Raw genomic sequence first — 19,945 nt, forward strand, 5'->3', positions numbered from 1 at the left:
TAAGCTACCTATAATGAATTCTGGTTTTTTGCTAATTTTCTTGAAAGAAACTTTGATTTGCAGCTTTTTTCAACCGATTCATATAAGCAGCCCCTAAGCCGCTTTCTGGAAACGTGGGTGCAAATAAGACATCTAACTCAGCAATCGATTCATCTAACGCCCGTAAACCAGCAAACAGCCCTTTTGTCGCGGCTTCCACACTGTCATCAAAAAATAAATAGATGGCTGCAGCTTCAAAGCGGACTTGCTCGGCGATCGTTGGTCCAGCTAAAACCCCTACCTTAAACTGCTGTTCTTTTGCCCAAGCCATGGCTGCCGGCCAATCTTGGTCATTGACCATCATGACGTTGGTATTCGGTGCATAGTGCTTGTATTTCATGCCCGGCGCTTTGGGTGCTTCACTTTCTGTTACTAAGTGCTGATCGACGAGGACTTTTGTTTGTAAAACTGCTTCAAGCTGTTCTTTAGAGATCGCACCAGGACGTAAGATGATCGGCGGCGCCGTTGGGTCACTCAAATCTAAGACCGTTGATTCGACACCGATCTGCGTCACCCCATCATCCAAGATGCCAGCGATTTTTCCTGCCAGGTCATGCTGAACATGCGCAGCTGATGTTGGGCTTGGTTTACCAGAAGTATTCGCGCTAGGGCCAACCAATGGCTGTTGGGCTTGTTTGATCAACGCTAACGTCTTGGTGTTGTTTGGCATCCGAAAAGCCGCTGTGGATAAGCCGCCAGTAACAATGCTAGGTAAACTGTCTTTTTTGATCGAAAAGATCAAGGTTAAGGGCCCAGGCCAGAAAGTTTCCATCAATTTATCAGCAAAAGGATGCTTGTTATCCACAAACGGTTCCAACTGCTCTGGTTCGGCAATATGAACGATCAAAGGGTTGTCACTAGGTCGCCCTTTGACTTGATATACTTGCGCAACAGCCGTGGGCAAAAGCGCGCTAGCCCCTAGTCCATAGACGGTTTCCGTCGGGAACGCCACCAATCCCCCCTCAGCTAAAATAGCTGCGGCTTCGTTCAACTGTGTTTGATCAAAAATTTTTGTTTCCACAATTTATCCACATCCTTTTTTGAGAAGTTTCCACACTTATCAACATTTTCTCGTTTCTTTTCCACATTTTGTGGATAAGTCGTTTGTCAAGTGTGGATAACCCTGTTTATAACTCGGTTTATTTAGAAGTCGTTCATTTCATAAGGTTTTTGCAATTTTTCTGTAGCAAAAAAAATTTATTTATCCACATCTTGTGGATGACTGACGAACACCATCCGGTCTTGACCCGCAAGATCTTTTACTACGGTGACTTCTTTGTTGGGAAAAGCGGCTGCAAAAAGCTGTTGAACAGCTAATCCTTGCTGAAAGCCGATTTCTAGCGCCATTTGCCCGTTAGGCGCCAAACAATTCGGTGCTTGCTGTGCCAATTGCTTATAGATCGCCAATCCTTGTTCTTGTGCAAAAAGCGCCATTTTAGGCTCTTTTTCTCTTACGCTGATATCCATCAGCGGCCACTCTTCAGCGCTGATATACGGTGGGTTGGAAACGATCAGATCCCATTGCTGATCTGCCACGGGCTCTAAGGTATCTCCTTGGAAAAAGCGAATCTCCGCGCCTAAGGCTGCCGCATTTTCTTTAGCAACGGCTAATGCCTCTGCTGAAAGATCCACGGCACTCACGGCCCACTGGGGACGTGCTAATTTCAAGGCAATGGCGATCGCTCCAGTACCTGTGCCGATGTCTACGACTCGCAGCGGCTGATCTGCTGGTAATTTTGCCAAACACTTTTCCACCAGCTCTTCGGTTTCTGGACGCGGGATCAAGGTTGCAGGGGTCACTTTTAAGCGATGCCCATAAAATTCTTCATACCCTAATAAATATTGCGGTGGTTCATGCTGCAACAGCTGTTCAAGATCTGCTGCGATCTGTGCCTCATCTTCCCTTAAGATGGGTTGGTCCATCTGCAGCAGCCAATCGAGTTGCTGCCAGTTTTTTCGCTGTAAAAACAGGTATTGGATCGCATACCCGTCCAGCCCTTTCGTTTCTAAAAAAGAAGAAGCCCGTGAAAGGACTTCTCGATAGGTTTTAGCCATTTTGCATCTCATCTAATTTTGATGTTTGATCGTAAACGATCAGTGCATCAACAATTTCATCGAGTTTTCCAGCTAAAATTTGATCCAATTTTTGAATAGTCAACCCGATACGGTGATCTGTTACGCGGTTTTGCGGGAAGTTATAGGTGCGAATCCGTTCAGAACGATCGCCGGTACCCACTGCTGATTTACGGTTTGCATCGTATTCACTTTGTGCTTCTTGCTGCATTTGGTCATAGACCCGTGCCCGCAAGACTTTCATCGCTTTCTCACGGTTTTTCAGCTGTGAACGCTCATCTTGCATCGCAACAGCGATCCCTGTTGGCAAGTGCGTCAGACGAACAGCAGAAGCTGTTTTGTTGACGTGCTGACCACCAGCACCAGAGGCATGGTAAATATCGGTCCGAATATCTTTGTCTGCGATATCGATTTCGACTTCTTCAGCTTCGGGCATAACCACGACCGTTGCCGTAGACGTATGGATTCGGCCTTGTGATTCGGTAGACGGTACCCGCTGCACTCGGTGGGCGCCGCTCTCGTATTTCAATTTTGAAAAGACGTTGTCGCCAGTGATCATCATGATGACTTCTTTGTACCCACCGATCCCAGTGACGTTGGCATCCATGACTTCGACTTTCCAGCCTTGGTTTTCCGCATATTTTTGATACATATTGAAAAGATCGCCAGCAAATAAGGCTGCTTCATCGCCGCCTGCTGCACCACGGATCTCCATGATGATGTTTTTGTCATCATTCGGATCTTTTGGCAATAACAAGATTTTGATGCGTTCTTCTAAAACGTCTTTTTCTTTTTTCAAGTCAGAGAGTTCTTCTTTGGCCATCTCTGCCATTTCCGCATCAAGGTTTTCCCCAAGCATTTCTTCGGTATCCTTGATTCCCTCAACGACTTCTTTGTAACGACGGTAGACTTCCACCGTTTCCCGTGTATTAGCTTCTTCTTTTGAAAGCTGCATGAAGCGTTTGGTGTCAGAGATCACGGCTGGATCACTAAGTAATTCGCCTAATTCTTCGTAACGGTCTTCGATTGCTTGTAACTGATCGTACATTGATTATTCTCCTTCTTTTTTCATTCCCGGGTGAAAGTAATGTTTGCGGCAAACAGGATAATACGCTTCGTTACCGCCGATTTGTACTTGGTCGCCCTCGTAAACGGGTTTTCCGTCGATATAGTGCAAGTTCATGGTTGCTTTTTTATGACAGAACCAGCAGATGGTTTTCATCTCTTCGATTTTATCTGCGTAAAGCAACAAGTATTTTGAGCCTTCAAATAATTCATTGCGGAAATCATTTTTCAAACCAAAGGCCATCACAGGGATACCTAACTCGTCCACGATTTTGGTGAAAGCCAGCACATGATGCTTCTTTAGGAACTGTGCTTCGTCGATCAAAATACAATAAGGTTTGTAACCGAGGTCTTTGATCAAATGGAACAGATCCGTTTCATCAAAAATCGGGATCGCGTCTCGTTCTAAGCCGATGCGACTTGAAACATTTCCCACACCGCTTCTCGTGTCCAATCCACTTGTCATGATCACGACTGGTTTGTCTTGTTCTTCATAGTTGTGAGCAACTTTCAATATCTCGATCGTTTTCCCACTATTCATTGCGCCATATTTAAAAAAAAGCTGTGCCATCTCGCCCATCCTTCCTCATACTCCTTTGGTATTATACTTGAAAAAGGAGAATTTTTACAGACTTAAATTCGACACCTGCCGCCTTTTACGCAAGAGTTTTACGAAAAATTAACGGATTTTTGCCGCCGCCATCTCTTACTCGTTTCTGGCTTTTTGAGCAACTTCTGCCAATACTTGACAAGCCAGCGGATATTCTGGATTTTCATTCCCATTGATATCCGTTGCAATGATCACAAATCCGAGCTGCTGATACAGCGTGATTGCTGCATGGCTCCAGGTTTGCGTATGAAGATACATCGGCTCGTTGGCTGCCTCCAAGACAGAAACGACTTGCGTGACCAAGCCGCGAGCGATTCCTTGACGTTGAGCTTGCGGCATTACTGCTACCCAATGGACTAGTGGAACCGGTGTGCCGTCTTGCTTGGCTTTTTTCCAAGCGGTAGCCGTACCGACCGGTGTACCTGATTGATCAAGGGCAAAAAACATTCGTTGGCCTAGCTGTGCTTGCTCGGGCATAAATTCCTTTTCAAAATACGCCAATGCCTCGGCCTCATTGTCAAACTCTCCGACGGATGTTTCAATCCGTGCCCAGTGCCTTTCGTCTCCTGCTTGGTAGCTGCGTAATGAATAGTTATCGGATTGAACAGGCTGGATCGGTGTGCTTTTGTGCGCTCGTTTCATCCAGATTTCTGCATATGGAATTGATTTATCTAACATTGGTTGTGCCTCTCTTTCATTGGTTTTTTCCTTGTTCAAAGGTTTATTTGAGAATCAATTTGGAATCAATCATGTAATTTCTTTACTAGAAAAATTTCTGTTAGCTGATTTTGCGTATGGGCGATTCTCCCAATTTCATCATAGCCCAATCGCTGATAAAAATCAGGCGCTTGAAAATCAAAGGTTGCCGTCTGACAATTTTCACAGCTAATGCTTTCAACTGCTGTTCAAGAGCAGTAAGAATCTGCTTACCATACCCTTTCCCCCGCTCGGATGCTTTGACCCACAGGATGTCAAGATAACCGATGTGATACATCGAGGCATAGCCAATGCCACCAGCAATCACCATCCCCTCTTTTTTGATTACACAACTGAAGCTCTGATAGGTTTCTGTTTGCGTAAATGGTTTTTGGTGCTTTGTATACGCTGTTAACGCTGATTCTAAAGCAGCCAATTCTTGCTCGTTTCCTTGTTCAATGACTAGCGCCACAGTCAATCCCGCCTTCTTATTTCTTCATAGTCAGCCATGATCTGATTGACCGTTTCTGCTATCGTTTGCCCTTCTTTAATCAGACTTTCCTTTAAAGACTCCTGCGGGAAAAGCAAGTCACGCTCAAGCCACCATTCACGCATGTTCTCCTCGGAAAAATGGTCTCGCTGCATTCGGGTCTGATGTCTTTTGACCGTTTCCTCAAAAGAAAGATCAAAATAATAAACGAGATTACTTTCGGGAAAGAGTTGAATCAGAAAGTCGAGAAAGTCTTGGTATTTTTCACGAGAATAAATTCCTTCAACAAGTACCAATGGCACTTTCCCCTTCGCATACAAGACGGCTTCTTTCATCAAACCGATTGCTAAATTATTGGGGCTATCTTTGACACAAAAAATTTCTCTGCGAAAAACATCTTGTGAAATCAACACTGCTTTCTCACCGAAAATGTGTTGAACAGCTCTGGCAATAGTGGTTTTGCCGCTGCCAGAATTACCTCGAAGTAAAATCAAAATACTTTCCATGCAAACTTCCTTTCTTCATTGCCCTGTTTTCTAAGCATATCTCTTGTTTTTCTCTACTAGAAGCATACCATAGAAGCAAAGGAGGAATACCTATGAAAGATACGGCAATTTTTGCTGGCGGTTGTTTTTGGTGCATGGTGAAACCTTTTGACTCGCAGCCAGGCATCCTCAAAGTGGTTTCTGGCTTTACTGGCGGCCATGTGCCTAACCCAACCTACCAACAAGTAACGACAGGAACCACCGGTCACACCGAAGCAGTTGAGATCACCTTTGATCCTGAGGTCATCTCTTATGAAGAATTGGTTGCCATCTATTGGCAGCAGACAGACCCCACGGATGCGTTTGGTCAGTTTGCCGACCGTGGTGATTCCTATCGTCCAGTGATTTTTTACAATAGTGAAGAACAAAAAGCGGTTGCGGAAAAATCAAAGGCGCAGTTGCGAGCTAGCGGCCGCTTTGACCGTCCGATCGTAACGAAGATCGAACCAGCAGAACCTTTTTATCCTGCAGAAGACTACCATCAAGATTTTTACAAAAAAAATGCAGCCCATTACAATGCTTATAGCGAAGGCTCCGGTCGAGCTGGCTTTATTCGCCAAAACTGGGCCTAACATTTTTGGAGTATGCCTCCCGATTCATCATTAACAGCCGATTTGCTCTCAAGGCAGATCGGCTGTTTTCTGTTTCTTTTGCCAAAAGGAAATTGACAGTCAGGGCATTTTCGCGATACACTGATTAGAAAATTCTGACGATTATAAAGGAGTGTTTGTTTGATGTTAGCCAATGAAGTCCGTCCAGGTCCTAATCGGTATATTACTGGCGATGGGGTCTTAGCTGATTTGCCAGAGTATTTAAGTGAGTTCCAAGAAGTTGCTGTGATCACTGGGGAGCAGTCATTCGATGTATTTTCAGCCTATTACCCCCATTCATTTGACTACCCGATCTACCGCTACGATGGATCATCGAGTTATGAAAATGCGCAAGCCTTAGCTGAAGCGATCCAGCAAGCGGATGCCGTAGTGGCAATCGGCGGCGGCAAGGTCGCTGATACAGCAAAAATCACCGCCCAAACCCTTGGCGCAGAATTGATCGTGATCCCTACATTGGTTTCCAACTGTGCACCCTTCACCCCGGTGATCGTCGCCTATTACCCTGATCATACGATTTGTAAAATCGACTATGCCAAAAAAGGTGCCTACATGACGATCGTCGACACCCGTTTTTTACTAGCCACACCCGTTGATTACTTTATCGCTGGGATCGCTGATACGTTAGCCAAATATTATGAAATGGAAGCCATCGTCCGCAACATGGCAGAAGACGACAAGACTGCCTTAGTACGGCTAGGTTTCCAAAGCGCTCTTTTGATCAAAAACTTGTTGATTGCCGATGCGATCCAAGCCGTCAAAGACCTAGAAGTCGGGCAGCTGACCCCCGCCTTTGCCCGCATCACCGATGCGATCATTGCTTTGGCAGGCGAAGTTGGTGGTTTTGCAGTCGAATTTGGCCGCACGTCTGGTGCGCATGCGCTGCATGACGGCTTGTCTTATTTGAGTGAGACCCATAGCGTCTTGCACGGCAACAAAGTCGCCTACTGCATTTGGGTCCAGCTTGCCTATACCAATGATTTTGATGTGATTGAAGAATTACGGCCATTTTACGAAGCTTTGCACTTGCCAATGAAGCTGAAGGATCTCCACGTGACACGCCTTGATCGGGATTACTTCGCCTCGGTTCTGACCTATGCTGTCAAAGAAGAAGAAACCTTTATTTTGATCGATCCTGCGATCACACCCGAAAAAGTCTATCAGGCGATCGAAGCGGTGGAGGCGCTGTAAACCTTACACATTGCTAAACAACTATATAAAAAAAACTGTTTCTCTAATGCACTTCGGAAACAGTTTTTTTATTTGATCAAACAGACACGCAGTAGCGATCCTGGCTGCCCATGTTCTTAACGGGCAACAGCAACTGAAGCATTGCCCATCACTGCACGACTTCACCCAGCAGCCCGTTTTCTAAGCAGTAATGATATATGCCTTCCTCGGCTACGTGACCGATCACTTCATCGGCGATTGCTTTTAACTCATCCGAAGCATTGTCCATTGCGAGACCCCAGCCGACTGCCTCCAGCATCTCAATGTCATTGTTGCCATCGCCAAAGGCAATGGCTTCAGATTTATCCAAGCCATAGTAAGCCAGCATTTTGGCAATGCCGCTTCCTTTCCCACTGCTGGATGGAATAATATCGACTGCGCGATCCCACCAGGCGGTGATTTTCGCCTCCGTGGTATTTGCCATCACTTTGGCGTAGTCTTCTTTCCCTGAGCCTAGCATCACTTGAAAAATGTCTTGCTGTTGGATCACCTCATCAAAATCTTCTGCCACGATCACTTCTTGGTGGGCAAAGGAAAAATACTCAACTAAATCAGCATCTTTGCCATTGGCAACCGTTCGGTCCTTCGTAGCGATCGCTACTGGACGCTTGAGTGCCGTCGCATTTTCAATGATTTGCTGAACATCTTTTTTAGGAATGGGGTTTTGGTGGATCCCCTCGGCTTGATTAAAACAATACGACCCGTTAAAGGTCAAAAACGCATCGAAGGTCACGCCTTCAAATTGCGGCAACGCGATGGGACTTCTGCCAGTCGCAATGCACAACAGGATCCCTTGCTTCTTCAAGGCTTTTAATGTGGCTAACATTCTTTCAGAGATTTGCTTTTTGCTCATATCGATTAGTGTGCCATCAACATCGAAAAAAATAATTTTTACGTCTTTCATGATACTCCCCATTTCCGTCTCGATTTTCAAAAAATTTGATGCGCTTTTTTGTCCGCTTTCTCGCTATTGTTCCGTGCGGATCGTCGCTGCTATCTTTTACTTCTTTTATCTTCTCATAAATTGCCAGCGTTTTCTTCTGAAATCGTGAAATCCTTACTGATTTGCTTCGAGTTTTTAAGTTTCTTAAGCAATCAAGCTGCCGCAAGAACCACAGCCTGATCGTGTCCTCTAACCCAACGACACTTTCCAAAAGCTTTTCCTTGCACAATTTCTGCTGCTCATGAATTCTATCCTGCTTTCTTTCAAATCTACTTGGTTCTTTGGTATACTGGGGATAGTTTATTTAGTGAGGGGTTTTTTGTAATGAACTTTACCCGCTTTGCCCGCTTGACGCAGCGCAGGAGCAAGACGTTTATTTCCCAGAACGTGTCTTCAATCCAAGTGATTGTTTTTTATTATATCGTGATGACGGTGGTCTCTTTGGGGCTTTTTTCACTCCCCTTCTTTCGAGAACCCGGCTCTCATGTCGCGTTTATCGATCTGTTCTTTATGGCGGTCAGCACGGTCAGTGTCACTGGGCTGACTACTTTTCCGATCAATGACGTGTTTAACGACCACGGGGTCATCTTATTGGAAGTCCTCTTTCAAGTCGGCGGTTTAGGGATCATGATGATCTCGACCTTTTTTGCGATCGTCTCACGGCGCAAAATCAGTTTAAAGCAGCGCCAGTTGATCATGACGGATATGAATCAGCCAAAGCTTAGTGGGATCGTTCGGATGATTCGAACGACGTTTACAATCATCTTGCTTTGTCAGGTGGTAGCAGGCACGATCTTTGCTGTTTATTTTCATCTTTACGGCTATTATGACAATTGGCGAGATGCGATCTTTTATGGATTTTATCAAGCGATCTCTGCTGTGACCAACTCAGGGTTTGATGTGACGGGCAATTCCATCTTGCCGTTTTCTCATGATTATTTCTTCCTGACGTGTATCATGATTTTGATTTTTATCGGGGGGATCGGATTTCCAGTAATTATGGACTTTCGGGAATGGGTCCTTTTTAAAATGAAAAAACAACGCCGCCGCTTGCCGTTTCGCTTTTCATTATTCACAAAAATTGCTGTTTTGGCTTTCGTGATCCTCTTTGTCGGCGGTACATTAGCGATCTTTTTCCTTGAGAAAGATTATTTGTTCAAAGATTACAGCTTTAGCGGTATGTGGATGAACAGCATGTTTTATTCCATGACAACGCGGAATGCTGGCCTGCAGATCCATGACTTAGGCAACTTTCAAACCACGACGTTGATCGTTTTCTCCTTGCTGATGTTTATTGGTTGTAGTCCCAGCTCTGTTGGCGGGGGGATTCGGACGACGACCATTGCCATCATTGGGCTGTACCTCTATGCCTTCTTGAAAAGTGAGGACAATATCAATATCTTCGGTCGCCGCATCGATCAAGATGACGTCCGCAAATCAGTGGTAGTCTTCATGCTTTCGATGGGCATGTGCTTCTTTTGTGTCTTATTCTTGACCGCCATCGAGGATATCCCTTTGATCGCCATCATTGTTGAAGTTTCCTCGGCATTTGGAACCACAGGGCTTTCTTTAGGAATCACGGGCGATTTATCAACCATCGGCAAACTCGTGATTGCTCTTTTGATGTTTATCGGCCGTGTCGGTATGCTGTACACCTTGATGTTATTCGTACCAAAAGAAACACGTGACTTAGGCTACGAGTACCCAACGGAAAAAATCATTATCGGTTAAAGCAGCAGCAAACCTTCTGCCAGGTTTGCTGTTTTGCTTTTCAAGCCTTTGACCATCGCAAGTAAAAGAGCCATTTATCAGAATGGTCTTTGCAGAAATTTAAAGAATCGCAAAAGCAATTTAACCTTTTTCTTGGTATATGGTATGATAAATTGAATTTGCACAATGAAAGCATTCGCTCTAATGGAGGGTTACATTATGGGAATACGAAGTCATCTGGCTGTTTCAGTCGGTAAGACCTCTCAATGGGTATTAAAGAACTTTTTCAAAGGCGGCTCAAGCCTGCCTGGTAAATTAGCATTAAAAGTTGATCCACATATATTAGATCATTTGGCGAAAGATTACCAAGTCGTCGTGATCACAGGCACCAACGGCAAAACATTGACGACTGCCTTGACTGTCAATATTTTGCGCCAAGAATTTGATGAAGTATTGACGAACCCCACCGGCGCCAATATGGTCCAAGGGATCGTTTCAACCTTTCTATCGGCACGCCCTAAAAAAGGCAAAAAATTTGCGGTTTTAGAAATCGATGAAGCCAGTCTCAGCAAAGTAACGAAGTACATCAAACCGGAATTGTTCGTTTTCACCAATATTTTCCGCGATCAAATGGACCGTTATGGCGAGATCTATACGACCTATAAAATGATCGTTGAAGGTGCCGCAAACTCACCAGAAGCTACGATCCTCTGCAATGGGGATTCGCCACTGTTCAATTCGGTAGCAACTGTCAATCCGCGGAAATACTATGGATTTGATCATTTGCCAGATGAAGAGCAGATGGCCCATTACAATACGGATGGCGTGTTGTGTCCTGAGTGTCATCACATTTTACACTATAAAATGATCACCTATGCCAATCTTGGAAAATACTACTGCCCAAATTGCGGTTTCCATCGACCAGAATTGGATTATAAACTGACGGAAATGACCGCAATGGACAACACCTCTGCTGATTTTGTGATCGATGGCAATGACTATCGCATCGAAGTTGGTGGGATGTACAATGTCTACAATGCGCTGGCGGCAACTGCGGTTGCGGAATATTATGGCGTAGCACCTGCAAAAATCAAATCTGGTTTGGCCTATGACGAAAAAGTCTTTGGTCGTCAAGAAGTGATCCGCATTGGGGACAAAGAATGTACGTTAGTCTTAGTTAAAAACCCTGTTGGTTTGAACCAAGTCATCGATATGATCGGCCTGTCGCCCTATCCTTTCTCGCTAGTCAGCTTGTTGAATGCCAACTACGCAGATGGGATCGACGTCAGCTGGATTTGGGATGGCGACCATGAAGCGTTTGCCGATATGGGGATTCCTCAAGTGATCGCTGGTGGTGATCGTCACAAAGATATGGCGTTGCGGCTAAAAGTTGCGGGGATCCCTGAAGAAAAAATCATTGAAACCCCTGAACTTGATGACGTCATCAAGCAAATCGTAGACTTACCAACAGAAAAAGTCTATATTTTAGCGACTTACACTGCAGTCTTGCAGCTACGCAAAAAGCTTGCGGAAAAAGGCTATATCAAAGGAGGAATGAGTCGTGACTAAGTATCAACTGAATGTTGCCCACTTGTATGGAAATCTTTTGAATACTTATGGCGACAACGGCAATCTCTTGATGCTGCGCTACGTGGCCGAAAAACTAGGCGTGACCTTCAACGCAGAAGTCGTCAGCATTCACGAGCCCTTCGATCCTGAAAAATATGATCTCGTCTTCTTCGGTGGCGGACAAGATTTTGAACAAGTGATCGTTTCACAAGATATCCAATCAAAAAAAGAAGCCCTGACCAGCTATATCGAAAATGATGGCGTCATGCTGGCGATCTGCGGCGGCTATCAATTGCTGGGTCATTACTACATCGGTGCCAACGGTGAGAAAATCAATGGGATCGGCGCCTTGGATCATTACACCTTAAGCCAAGAAAACAACCGATTCATCGGTGACATCGTGATCCACAATGAAGAATTCGATGAGACCTATTATGGCTTTGAAAACCATAATGGCCGTACTTTTTTAGGTAAAGGGGAAAAACCATTGGGGAAAGTCATCCAAGGACAAGGAAATAATGGCGAAGACCAAACCGAAGGCGTGGTTTACCGCAATGTGTTCGGCTCTTACTTCCACGGACCGCTCCTTGCAAGAAATGAGCATTTGGCAGAGCGCTTGATCCGCACCGCCCTTGCCAATCGTTATGGCAACGTCGAAATTTAAATACACGTACGTAGCAAACAAACCTGTTTTTCGCAGGTTTGTTTTTTTATGGGAAATTTCCCCGCAGTTGCCACTTTTTCTCTTTGTTTGCTTCTACGTTCCTATGCTTCCTCGCTTTGTTGTAACCGCTATCTTTCTTTTCTATACTGAGGTTGTAGTAAAAATTGAAAGGAGATGTTAAGAAATTATGATGGAAAAAGTTCAGCGGTTTGGCGGTGCGATGTTTACCCCGGTCCTCTTGTTTTCCTTTTCAGGGATCATGGTCGCGCTGTGTATTATTTTTAAAAATCCGATGCTTGTGGGGAGCATCGCCACTGAAGGCTCTACTTGGTACAACATTTGGACGATCATTGAAAACGGAGCGTGGACGGTCTTCAACCAAATGGAATTATTATTTGTCATTGGATTACCGATCGGTCTCGCAAAAAAAGCCAATGCGCGAGCGGCAATGGAAGCCTTTGTCGTCTATATTACTTGTAATTATTTTATTTCTGGCATGATCGAGTACTTTGGTAACTTCTTCGGTGTCAACTTTGCAGCTGATCCCGGCGGTGAGAGTGGTTTGAAAATGATCGCTGGCATCAAAACATTAGATACTGGTATTATCGGAGCAATTTTTATTTCGGCGATCGTCGTCTATCTTCACAACAAGTTTTTCGATACAAAGCTGCCTGATTTTCTCGGAATCTTCCAAGGCTCTTCCTTTGTCGTGATCCTCGGTTTCTTTTTAATGCTGCCAGTTGCTTTCTTGATCGCATTGATTTGGCCGAAAGTCCAAGCTGGCATTGGGTCCATGCAAGGGTTTCTAGCAAGTGCTGGGGTCTTTGGGGTCTGGCTCTATACTTTCTTAGAGCGAATATTGATTCCCACAGGTCTCCATCATTTCGTGTATACCCCCTTTGTTTTTGGTCCCGCTGTCGTCGAAGAAGGAATCTCCAAATACTGGATGGCACATTTACAAGAATTTACCCAATCCACCAGACCATTGAAAGAGCTTTTCCCTGAAGGGGGCTTTGCTTTACATGGCAATTCTAAGATCTTTGCTGCACCGGGGATCGCTGCTGCTTTTTATTTCACAGCCAAGCCTGAAAACAAAAAGAAGGTCTTAGCGATTTTGATCCCTGCCACTTTAACTGCCGTTTTAGCTGGTATCACCGAGCCATTGGAATTCACCTTCCTCTTTATCTCACCACCCCTCTTTGCGGTGCACGCTGTTTTAGCAGCGACCATGGCGGCAACGATGTTTGCCTTCGGGGTCGTTGGAGATATGGGGGGCGGCTTGATTGATCTGTTGGCGAAGGTCTGGATTCCGCTATTTCAAAATCATCGCAGTATGATCTTCACGCAGCTGGTGATCGGGTTAGCCTTTACTGCCCTTTATTTCCTTGTTTTCCGCTTCTTGATCCTCAAGTTTAAGTTAGCCACACCAGGACGGGAAGAAAACAATAGCGAAGTCAAACTGTACACCAAAAAAGATTACAAAGAAAAACAAGCCAACACTGGAACGCCAGTGATTGCTGGTGCCAATCGCTACACCGAACAAGCCGCAGTCTACTTAGAAGGGTTTGGCGGTCGCGACAACATTGATAAAGTCACTAATTGTGCCACTCGCCTAAGAATCACCGTCAAAGATCAAGACCAAGTGCTGCCAGATGACATCTTTAAAGGCGCTGGTGCCCATGGTGTCGTTCGCAACGGCAACGCCTTCCAAGTGATCGTTGGCCTGGATGTGCCACAAGTGAGAGAACAATTCGAAAAATTATTAGCTGTATCAGACTAAGGAGGAAACAAAAATGAAAAAATTTTCAATCGTGATCGCCGGAGGCGGCAGTACCTTTACCCCAGGAATCGTCTTGATGCTTTTGGAACACTTGGATCGTTTCCCGATTCGCCAAATCAAGTTTTACGACAATTTGGAAGAACGACAAGAAAAAGTTGCACAAGCTTGCGAGATTTTATTAAAAGAACGCGCACCAGAAATCAGCTTTTTAGCAACCACTGATCCCGAAACCGCATTTCAGGATGTCGATTTTGTGATGGCGCATATCCGAGTTGGCTTGTATGCGATGCGCGAAAAGGATGAAAAAATCCCTTTGAAATATGGTGTGGTCGGCCAAGAAACTTGTGGTCCTGGCGGGATCGCTTATGGGATGCGTTCTATCGGCGGTGTATTGGAGTTAGTCGATTACATGGAAAAATATTCCCCTGATGCATGGATGTTGAATTATTCCAATCCTGCAGCGATTGTCGCAGAAGCGACTCGTAAATTGCGCCCTGATGCCAAGATCATTAATATTTGTGATATGCCAGTGGGAATCGAAGAACGGATGGCGCAAGCGATCGGTTTAGCTTCTCGCAAAGAGTTGGTGGTTCGCTATTATGGCTTGAATCACTTTGGCTGGTGGACAGATATACGAGACAAAGCTGGCAATGATTTGCTGCCGCAGATCCAGGCGCATGTGGCAAAATACGGCTATTCATTGCCAGAAGAAATCGAAGCGAGCCAACATGCTGATGCCAGCTGGATGCACACCTTTGCCAAAGCAAAAGAAGTGTACGAAGTTGATCCATCCACTTTGCCAAATACCTACTTGAAATATTACTTTTTCCCTCAAGATGAAGTGGCGCACACCAACCCATCTTTTACACGGGCAAATGAAGTCATGGCTGGCCGCGAAAAACACGTCTTTGGTGAATGCCAACGCATCGTAGAAAACCAGACAGCGACTGACACCACGCTTGAAGTGGATGAACACGCCAGCTACATCGTGGACCTTGCACGAGCGATCGCTTATAACACGCAAGAACGGATGCTGTTGATCGTGCCTAACGAAGGAGCGATCGTCAACTTTGATGAGCAGGCAATGGTGGAAGTGCCTTGTATCGTCGGCAGTAACGGGGCAGAACCAATCACACAAGGCAAGATCCCTCGCTTCCAAAAAGGATTGATGGAGCAACAAGTCGCCGTAGAAAAATTAGTCGTGGAGGCTTGGGCAGAGGGTTCTTACCAAAAATTATGGCAAGCACTGATTCTTTCAAAAGTGGTCCCAAATGCCCGTGTAGCCAAAGAATTACTCGATGAATTGATTGAAGCAAATCAAGCCTTTTGGCCAGAATTACACTAGCCAGCGTTCTTCGCCTCCCCTCCTGGCTTTTCAGCTATACTTAATCCATAAGGAGGGGTTTTTGTGAAATTACAGTATTTGATTCAACAGCACCAATCAGAGTTAAGTGAACTTGATCGTGGCATTCTAAACTACATTCTTTCCAACGGCGACACCGTTCTATCTATGGGGATCGTCGAGCTATCCGAGCAGGTTCACGTCTCCAAGTCTTCTATTTTACGGTTGACGAAAAAACTTGGTTTTTCTGGCTATTCCGAGTTCAAATATTTTCTACGGCATCAGCAAGAACAGGCAACAACGATTTCGCAACAAAAAACGATTTTTGAAAAGCAACAAGAGGATATTTTCGCCACCCTCAACTATGTAAAAACGGTAGACTTAGCTGCCCTCAACCGCTTGTTTGACCGCAGCAAAACTATCTACTGCTACCCAACTGGGTTTTCCCAAAAGAAAGCACTGGAGGAGTTTTCCAAAATGATGCTTTCTATGGAAAAACGAGTGATCGTATTGCCGAACAAAACGGAATTTGATATGGTCATGCCGATGATCACTGCCGAAGATTGTGTGATCATCGCCTCACTGAGCGGCGAAACAGAAAACGTCAAAGAGAATCTGACGACTTTTGCGATTCGTCAGATTCCCGTTTTGACATTGAGTGCGCCAGGAGATAATTATTTTGCTCGCCATTCAACGTTTCACCTGACCTATTATTGCGATTTTTTTCAAATCGGTCGCAAGAAAATCCCTAGCCAGTCTTTGATTGGACTAAGCTGCTTGATTGATTATTTGATCCGTTCCTACGGACTATTCACTTTACAGGAGGGCAACCATGACTAAACGAAAATGGGCGTTTTCATTGATTTTACTGAGTTATTGGCTTTTGATCGCCGGTGCTTACTATCTTTATCTTTCCTTGACTGCCTTCAACCATGGGATGACCTTTGCCCAGTACCTCAACTCGCAACCGTTAGCCGCTTTAGGGGTCTTGTTAAGTAGTCTCCTTTTGCTGCAAGGGGCTTGCCTGTACTTTATTCAACGGTTTTCCATGAGTAAAAAAGGCCTTTTGGGTCAGTATTTATTCCTGATCTTCTTTCAACAGTTACTGACAGCGAATGTCATCGGCGCAGGACTCGTCTTTTTTACAAGAAGGAGTCTTTCGAGTCAGGAGGAAAACGCAACCTGGGGCGAAAAGAGTTTTACCTATGGGGCATTAGCATTCATTCTTTTATTGAGTTTATTCTTTTTCCTCCTTGTTCGATCAGCGATTTAACTTCCCCAAAAAGAAAAGCAGTGCCAGTTGGCACTGCTTTTTTGCTGTCGCTTCTGCTAGTTTGGCTCTGTTTTTGAAGCAAAAACCACTTTGATTCCAAAGTGATCGCTGACGATCGGAGTACGCGTTCCGTCAAAAACGACTTCATATTCCGTTGCTTGCAGGTCATTGGATGCAAAAACATAATCGATCCGCAATGCTTCTCGATTGTCTTGCCAACCATCAATGGCTTTAACGACAGAGGCTTCACCGATCGTTTCGGTAGCCGTTAAAAAGCTGTCTTGCAGCTGTAAGGAGCTGTCAAGGACGAGTTGATGACCAGAACTGGCCGCATCGTTGTTGAAATCTCCTAGGATCAATAAGGTATTTGCCCGTTCTGCTAAAAATGCTTCTGTCTGTTGCCACTCGTAGGCAAATTTACCGTCTTGCCACCAAGAAAAATGACAGCTAACGACTTGTACGATCTGTCCATCGGCTTCAGTCACGCCGCTCAGGTTTTTGCGTGTGGTATGATCCCAGACATCCGTGGCTTGTGAAGCAAGGTATTCTTTGGCAATGATGGGCTGTTTGGACAATAAGGCATTGCCTTCGTGGTAAATGTCATAGCCTACGTGACTGTAGGTCCATGACCAGTAGTAATCACAGTCTAACAGTTGCAGTTCTTCCACTAGGCGTAAAGCAAAATTGTCCTCCTTGATTTCCACCAGCGTATCTGTGGGGCAATATAGCCCATCAGGAACGATGGTTTGAGCAGCGATCGTTTGGTTGACTTCTTGCAAGGCGATGATGTCATAGTCGCCTGTTGCAATCTCTTGTGCGATCATCTTGCATTTTTCGAGCTGATTTTCTTCTAACCAGCTATGGGTGTTCAATGTTAATACCTTCATGAATAAGGCTCCTTCTCTCGGTTTGCTTGTACGATTCCTTTAAAAAATAAAAGAGAGCGGATCAACAAAAGAGTCGACCCGCTTGTCATTTTATTATAGTTTTACGATTCCAACAACTGCGGCTGCTTGTTGCTTGCCGATTTGGGTCAATTCAAAGGAATCGATTTGATCGCTGTTGGTCAACACTACAACGATGGTGGTGTCTTTGCCAGTAGCACTTACTGCAGCGAGATCCATCTCCGCTAACTTGTCACCCACCGCCACTTGTTGTCCTTCAGTGACAGCTACCGTAAAGGGGGCACCGTTTAAGTCAACGGTATCTAAGCCCATGTGAACCAATACTTCGATGCCTTCATCAGAAAGCAAGCCAATCGCATGTTTCGTTGGGAAGATGTTGGTGACTTTCCCGCTGATTGGTGCGACAACTGTCGTCTGCTCTGGACGCACGCCATAACCGTCACCCATCATTTTTTCCGCAAACACTTGGTCTTTGACAGAGGTGATCGGCATCACTTCTCCAGTGGCAACGGCAGCTAGTTCAGCTGTCACGCCTTGGCTTTGGTGGGTAGTGGTTTCTACTGGTGCTTGACTAGCCGTCGGTTCGGGAATCGTGACACCAGAATCTAAGATATCTTGAATGTCTGATTTTAAGACATCTGCTTTCGGTCCATAGACTGCTTGCACGCCGTTGTCTTTTACGATCAAGCCTAAAGCCCCTGCGGCTTTCCATGCTTTTTCATCGCCGACTGCTTCTCGATTTTTCACAGAGACCCGTAAACGGGTCATACATGCATCAACGTCGGCGATATTTTCACGTCCGCCTAATAAATGAATGATTTTCACGACTTGCGAATCTGGGTTCAAATTGCCATCCGCCGAAGCTGTTGCTGGCGCATCGCTGGCTCCTTCTGTTTCGTAGTTGCCGTTTCTACCTGGTGTTGCAAAGTTGAATTTTTTGATCAAGAAGTTGGCCAAGAAATACATCCCAACACCAAAGACGATGGTCACTAACACAAAGTTGATCAAATCTTGTCCTAAGCCGGCATTGATCGCCATTGGGGTACGGGTCAACAACTCGATATTCCCAAAAGAGTGGACCCGTAAGTTGACGATATCCGCCATCGCAAACGCAGCCCCTTGTACGACTGCATAAACGATGTAAAGCGGTACGGCAGCAAACATAAACATGAACTCCAACGGTTCCGTTACCCCTGTCAAGAAGACAGCGATAGCAGCTGATAAATACATAGAGGTATATTTGTGCCGTTTGTCCGCATCGACATTGCGATACATGGCATAAGACAAGCCCATCAAGATCCCAGATGAACCAATCATTTGTCCAACTTTAAAGCGGGCAGGAACAAAGTTTTCCAATAAAAATTGATATTGTGACGTATCGCCAGCATTGCGCATGTTCACTAGATCCGTTGCCCAAGCAAGCCATAATGGGTCTTGTCCAAAGACTTGGGTGCCGGCTTGTGCGCCAGAAAGAATCGTGTAAGTTCCACCTAATTCGGTGTAATTGATCGGGATCGTCAACATGTGATGCAGCCCGAATGGTAAGAGCAGCCGCTCCAAGGTTCCAAATAAGAACGGTGCTAAAACGGGCGCACTTTCTTGTGATTGCGCGATCCATAAACCGAAGTTGTTGATGCCTGCCTGAATATAGGGCCAAACGATCGATAACACTAATGCGACGACTACTGAACGGGCGATCACTACGAAAGGTACGAAGCGTTTGCCGTTAAAGAAGGAAAGCGCATCCGGTAATTTGCGGAAATTATAGTATTTGTTGTAAGCTGTTGCTCCCACAAAACCGGCGATGATCCCGACAAAGACACCCATGTTCAAAGCAGGTGCTTCTAATACACTAGTAAAGAAGCCGTCGATCATGATCTTCGTCCCAAATAACGTATGGGTAAAGGCGCCTTCTTCGGTTAACATCGCGCTCGTCACGCCAAAGATCGAACCAGTGATTCGGTTGATCAAAATAAAGGCGATCCCAGCAGCAAATGCCCCACCAGCTCGCTCTTTAGCCCAACTACCACCAATAGCTAATGCAAATAATAAATGCAGGTTCCCAATAATTGCCCAACCAATGTTTTCAATGACGCCTCCTGTAGTGATCAAAAATGCCCAGTCGGCATTGATCATTGGGATCGTTTTCCCAATACTGATCATCAAACCAGCGGCTGGCATAACAGCGACAACCACCATTAGCGCTTTTCCGAATTTTTGCCAAAATTCGAAGCTCAATAATTTTTTCATCTTCCTTCTTCCTTCCCTGAATCGATTTACGCAATCGGTTTCTTAATGAGTTCATTCTAACGGAGAAAAAAGATTTTGTAAACCCAGAAATATCAAAAGGGATTCTATTCGCTTTTTCACCTTTATATAACTGGATCTCTCTTTCTCGATGTT

Annotated in this window: 19 protein-coding genes; 9 read left to right on the forward strand and 10 right to left on the reverse strand. The window is 45.1% G+C overall.

All coding sequences use genetic code 11. The annotated features are described in order from the left end of the window. Positions 1 to 31 precede the first annotated feature (31 nt). The 7 genes from IGI77_RS15570 to IGI77_RS15600 all read right to left on the reverse strand — a co-directional run bounded on the left by IGI77_RS15570 (position 32) and on the right by IGI77_RS15600 (position 5,479). The gene (locus tag IGI77_RS15570; protein WP_016609911.1) at positions 32 to 1,060 is read right to left on the reverse strand and encodes an L-threonylcarbamoyladenylate synthase; all 1,029 of its coding nucleotides are present in this window, start codon (positions 1,058 to 1,060) and stop codon (positions 32 to 34) included. A 176-nt stretch (positions 1,061 to 1,236) separates the two neighbouring features. Next, entirely contained in the window at positions 1,237 to 2,094 is an 858-nt protein-coding gene (prmC, locus tag IGI77_RS15575; protein ID WP_060791560.1) for a peptide chain release factor N(5)-glutamine methyltransferase, read from the reverse strand. Further along, on the reverse strand, positions 2,087 to 3,160 hold the full coding sequence (gene prfA, locus IGI77_RS15580) for a peptide chain release factor 1 (RefSeq protein ID WP_005227884.1): 1,074 nt from the start codon (positions 3,158 to 3,160) through the stop codon (positions 2,087 to 2,089). Before prfA ends, prmC begins: the two co-directional genes overlap by 8 nt. 3 nt (positions 3,161 to 3,163) lie before the next feature. Further along, on the reverse strand, positions 3,164 to 3,748 hold the full coding sequence (locus IGI77_RS15585) for a thymidine kinase (protein WP_005227882.1): 585 nt from the start codon (positions 3,746 to 3,748) through the stop codon (positions 3,164 to 3,166). Positions 3,749 to 3,883: 135 nt separating this feature from the next. Further along, entirely contained in the window at positions 3,884 to 4,465 is a 582-nt protein-coding gene (locus IGI77_RS15590; protein ID WP_142968506.1) for a GNAT family N-acetyltransferase, read from the reverse strand. Positions 4,466 to 4,565: 100 nt separating this feature from the next. Further along, positions 4,566 to 4,955 (reverse strand): GNAT family N-acetyltransferase, encoded by a 390-nt coding sequence (locus tag IGI77_RS15595; protein WP_428206781.1) that lies wholly within the window; start codon positions 4,953 to 4,955, stop codon positions 4,566 to 4,568. Positions 4,956 to 4,957: 2 nt separating this feature from the next. Next, positions 4,958 to 5,479 (reverse strand): AAA family ATPase, encoded by a 522-nt coding sequence (locus tag IGI77_RS15600; protein ID WP_438770321.1) that lies wholly within the window; start codon positions 5,477 to 5,479, stop codon positions 4,958 to 4,960. Between the two features lie 92 nt (positions 5,480 to 5,571). Here IGI77_RS15600 and msrA point away from each other — a divergent pair, with 92 nt between their 5' ends. Beyond that, entirely contained in the window at positions 5,572 to 6,090 is a 519-nt protein-coding gene (msrA, locus tag IGI77_RS15605; RefSeq protein WP_438770322.1) for a peptide-methionine (S)-S-oxide reductase MsrA, read from the forward strand. A gap of 162 nt (positions 6,091 to 6,252) precedes the next feature. Then, positions 6,253 to 7,317: an iron-containing alcohol dehydrogenase family protein gene (locus IGI77_RS15610; RefSeq protein ID WP_016609917.1), complete on the forward strand. Its 1,065-nt coding sequence runs from the start codon at positions 6,253 to 6,255 to the stop codon at positions 7,315 to 7,317. 148 nt (positions 7,318 to 7,465) lie between these two features. Here IGI77_RS15610 and IGI77_RS15615 read toward each other — a convergent pair whose 3' ends face one another. Next, positions 7,466 to 8,260 carry an HAD family hydrolase gene (locus IGI77_RS15615; RefSeq protein ID WP_438770323.1) on the reverse strand — a complete coding sequence of 265 codons (795 nt, stop codon included), beginning with the start codon at positions 8,258 to 8,260 and terminating at the stop codon, positions 7,466 to 7,468. A gap of 312 nt (positions 8,261 to 8,572) precedes the next feature. Here IGI77_RS15615 and IGI77_RS15620 point away from each other — a divergent pair, with 312 nt between their 5' ends. The 7 genes from IGI77_RS15620 (at position 8,573) to IGI77_RS15650 (ending at position 16,637) form a co-directional block, all read left to right on the forward strand. Beyond that, positions 8,573 to 10,030 carry a TrkH family potassium uptake protein gene (locus IGI77_RS15620; protein WP_223597487.1) on the forward strand — a complete coding sequence of 486 codons (1,458 nt, stop codon included), beginning with the start codon at positions 8,573 to 8,575 and terminating at the stop codon, positions 10,028 to 10,030. Positions 10,031 to 10,228: 198 nt separating this feature from the next. Next, complete coding sequence (locus tag IGI77_RS15625; protein WP_438770324.1) at positions 10,229 to 11,578, forward strand: MurT ligase domain-containing protein; 1,350 nt, start codon at positions 10,229 to 10,231, stop codon at positions 11,576 to 11,578. Next, entirely contained in the window at positions 11,571 to 12,242 is a 672-nt protein-coding gene (locus IGI77_RS15630; protein ID WP_005227859.1) for a type 1 glutamine amidotransferase, read from the forward strand. Before IGI77_RS15625 ends, IGI77_RS15630 begins: the two co-directional genes overlap by 8 nt. A gap of 187 nt (positions 12,243 to 12,429) precedes the next feature. After that, positions 12,430 to 14,022: an alpha-glucoside-specific PTS transporter subunit IIBC gene (locus tag IGI77_RS15635; RefSeq protein WP_438770325.1), complete on the forward strand. Its 1,593-nt coding sequence runs from the start codon at positions 12,430 to 12,432 to the stop codon at positions 14,020 to 14,022. Positions 14,023 to 14,035: 13 nt separating this feature from the next. Next, positions 14,036 to 15,367: a 6-phospho-alpha-glucosidase gene (locus IGI77_RS15640; protein ID WP_008379332.1), complete on the forward strand. Its 1,332-nt coding sequence runs from the start codon at positions 14,036 to 14,038 to the stop codon at positions 15,365 to 15,367. 63 nt (positions 15,368 to 15,430) lie between these two features. Further along, a complete protein-coding gene (locus IGI77_RS15645) occupies positions 15,431 to 16,204 on the forward strand; it encodes a MurR/RpiR family transcriptional regulator (RefSeq protein ID WP_010749064.1) in 774 nt (257 codons plus the stop codon). Further along, entirely contained in the window at positions 16,197 to 16,637 is a 441-nt protein-coding gene (locus tag IGI77_RS15650) for a hypothetical protein (protein WP_438770326.1), read from the forward strand. The genes IGI77_RS15645 and IGI77_RS15650 overlap by 8 nt, the downstream gene beginning before the upstream one ends. 56 nt (positions 16,638 to 16,693) lie before the next feature. Here the strand turns inward: IGI77_RS15650 and IGI77_RS15655 are convergent, their stop codons facing one another. Continuing rightward, positions 16,694 to 17,524, reverse strand: coding sequence for an endonuclease/exonuclease/phosphatase family protein (locus IGI77_RS15655; RefSeq protein WP_438770327.1), 831 nt, complete (start codon positions 17,522 to 17,524; stop codon positions 16,694 to 16,696). A gap of 93 nt (positions 17,525 to 17,617) precedes the next feature. Then, positions 17,618 to 19,792 carry a PTS transporter subunit IIBC gene (locus IGI77_RS15660; RefSeq protein WP_438770328.1) on the reverse strand — a complete coding sequence of 725 codons (2,175 nt, stop codon included), beginning with the start codon at positions 19,790 to 19,792 and terminating at the stop codon, positions 17,618 to 17,620. Between the last annotated feature and the right edge of the window lie 153 nt (positions 19,793 to 19,945).

Origin of the sequence: Enterococcus sp. DIV0213h, assembly GCF_051711285.1 — a bacterium.
Classification (GTDB): domain Bacteria; phylum Bacillota; class Bacilli; order Lactobacillales; family Enterococcaceae; genus Enterococcus_D; species Enterococcus_D casseliflavus.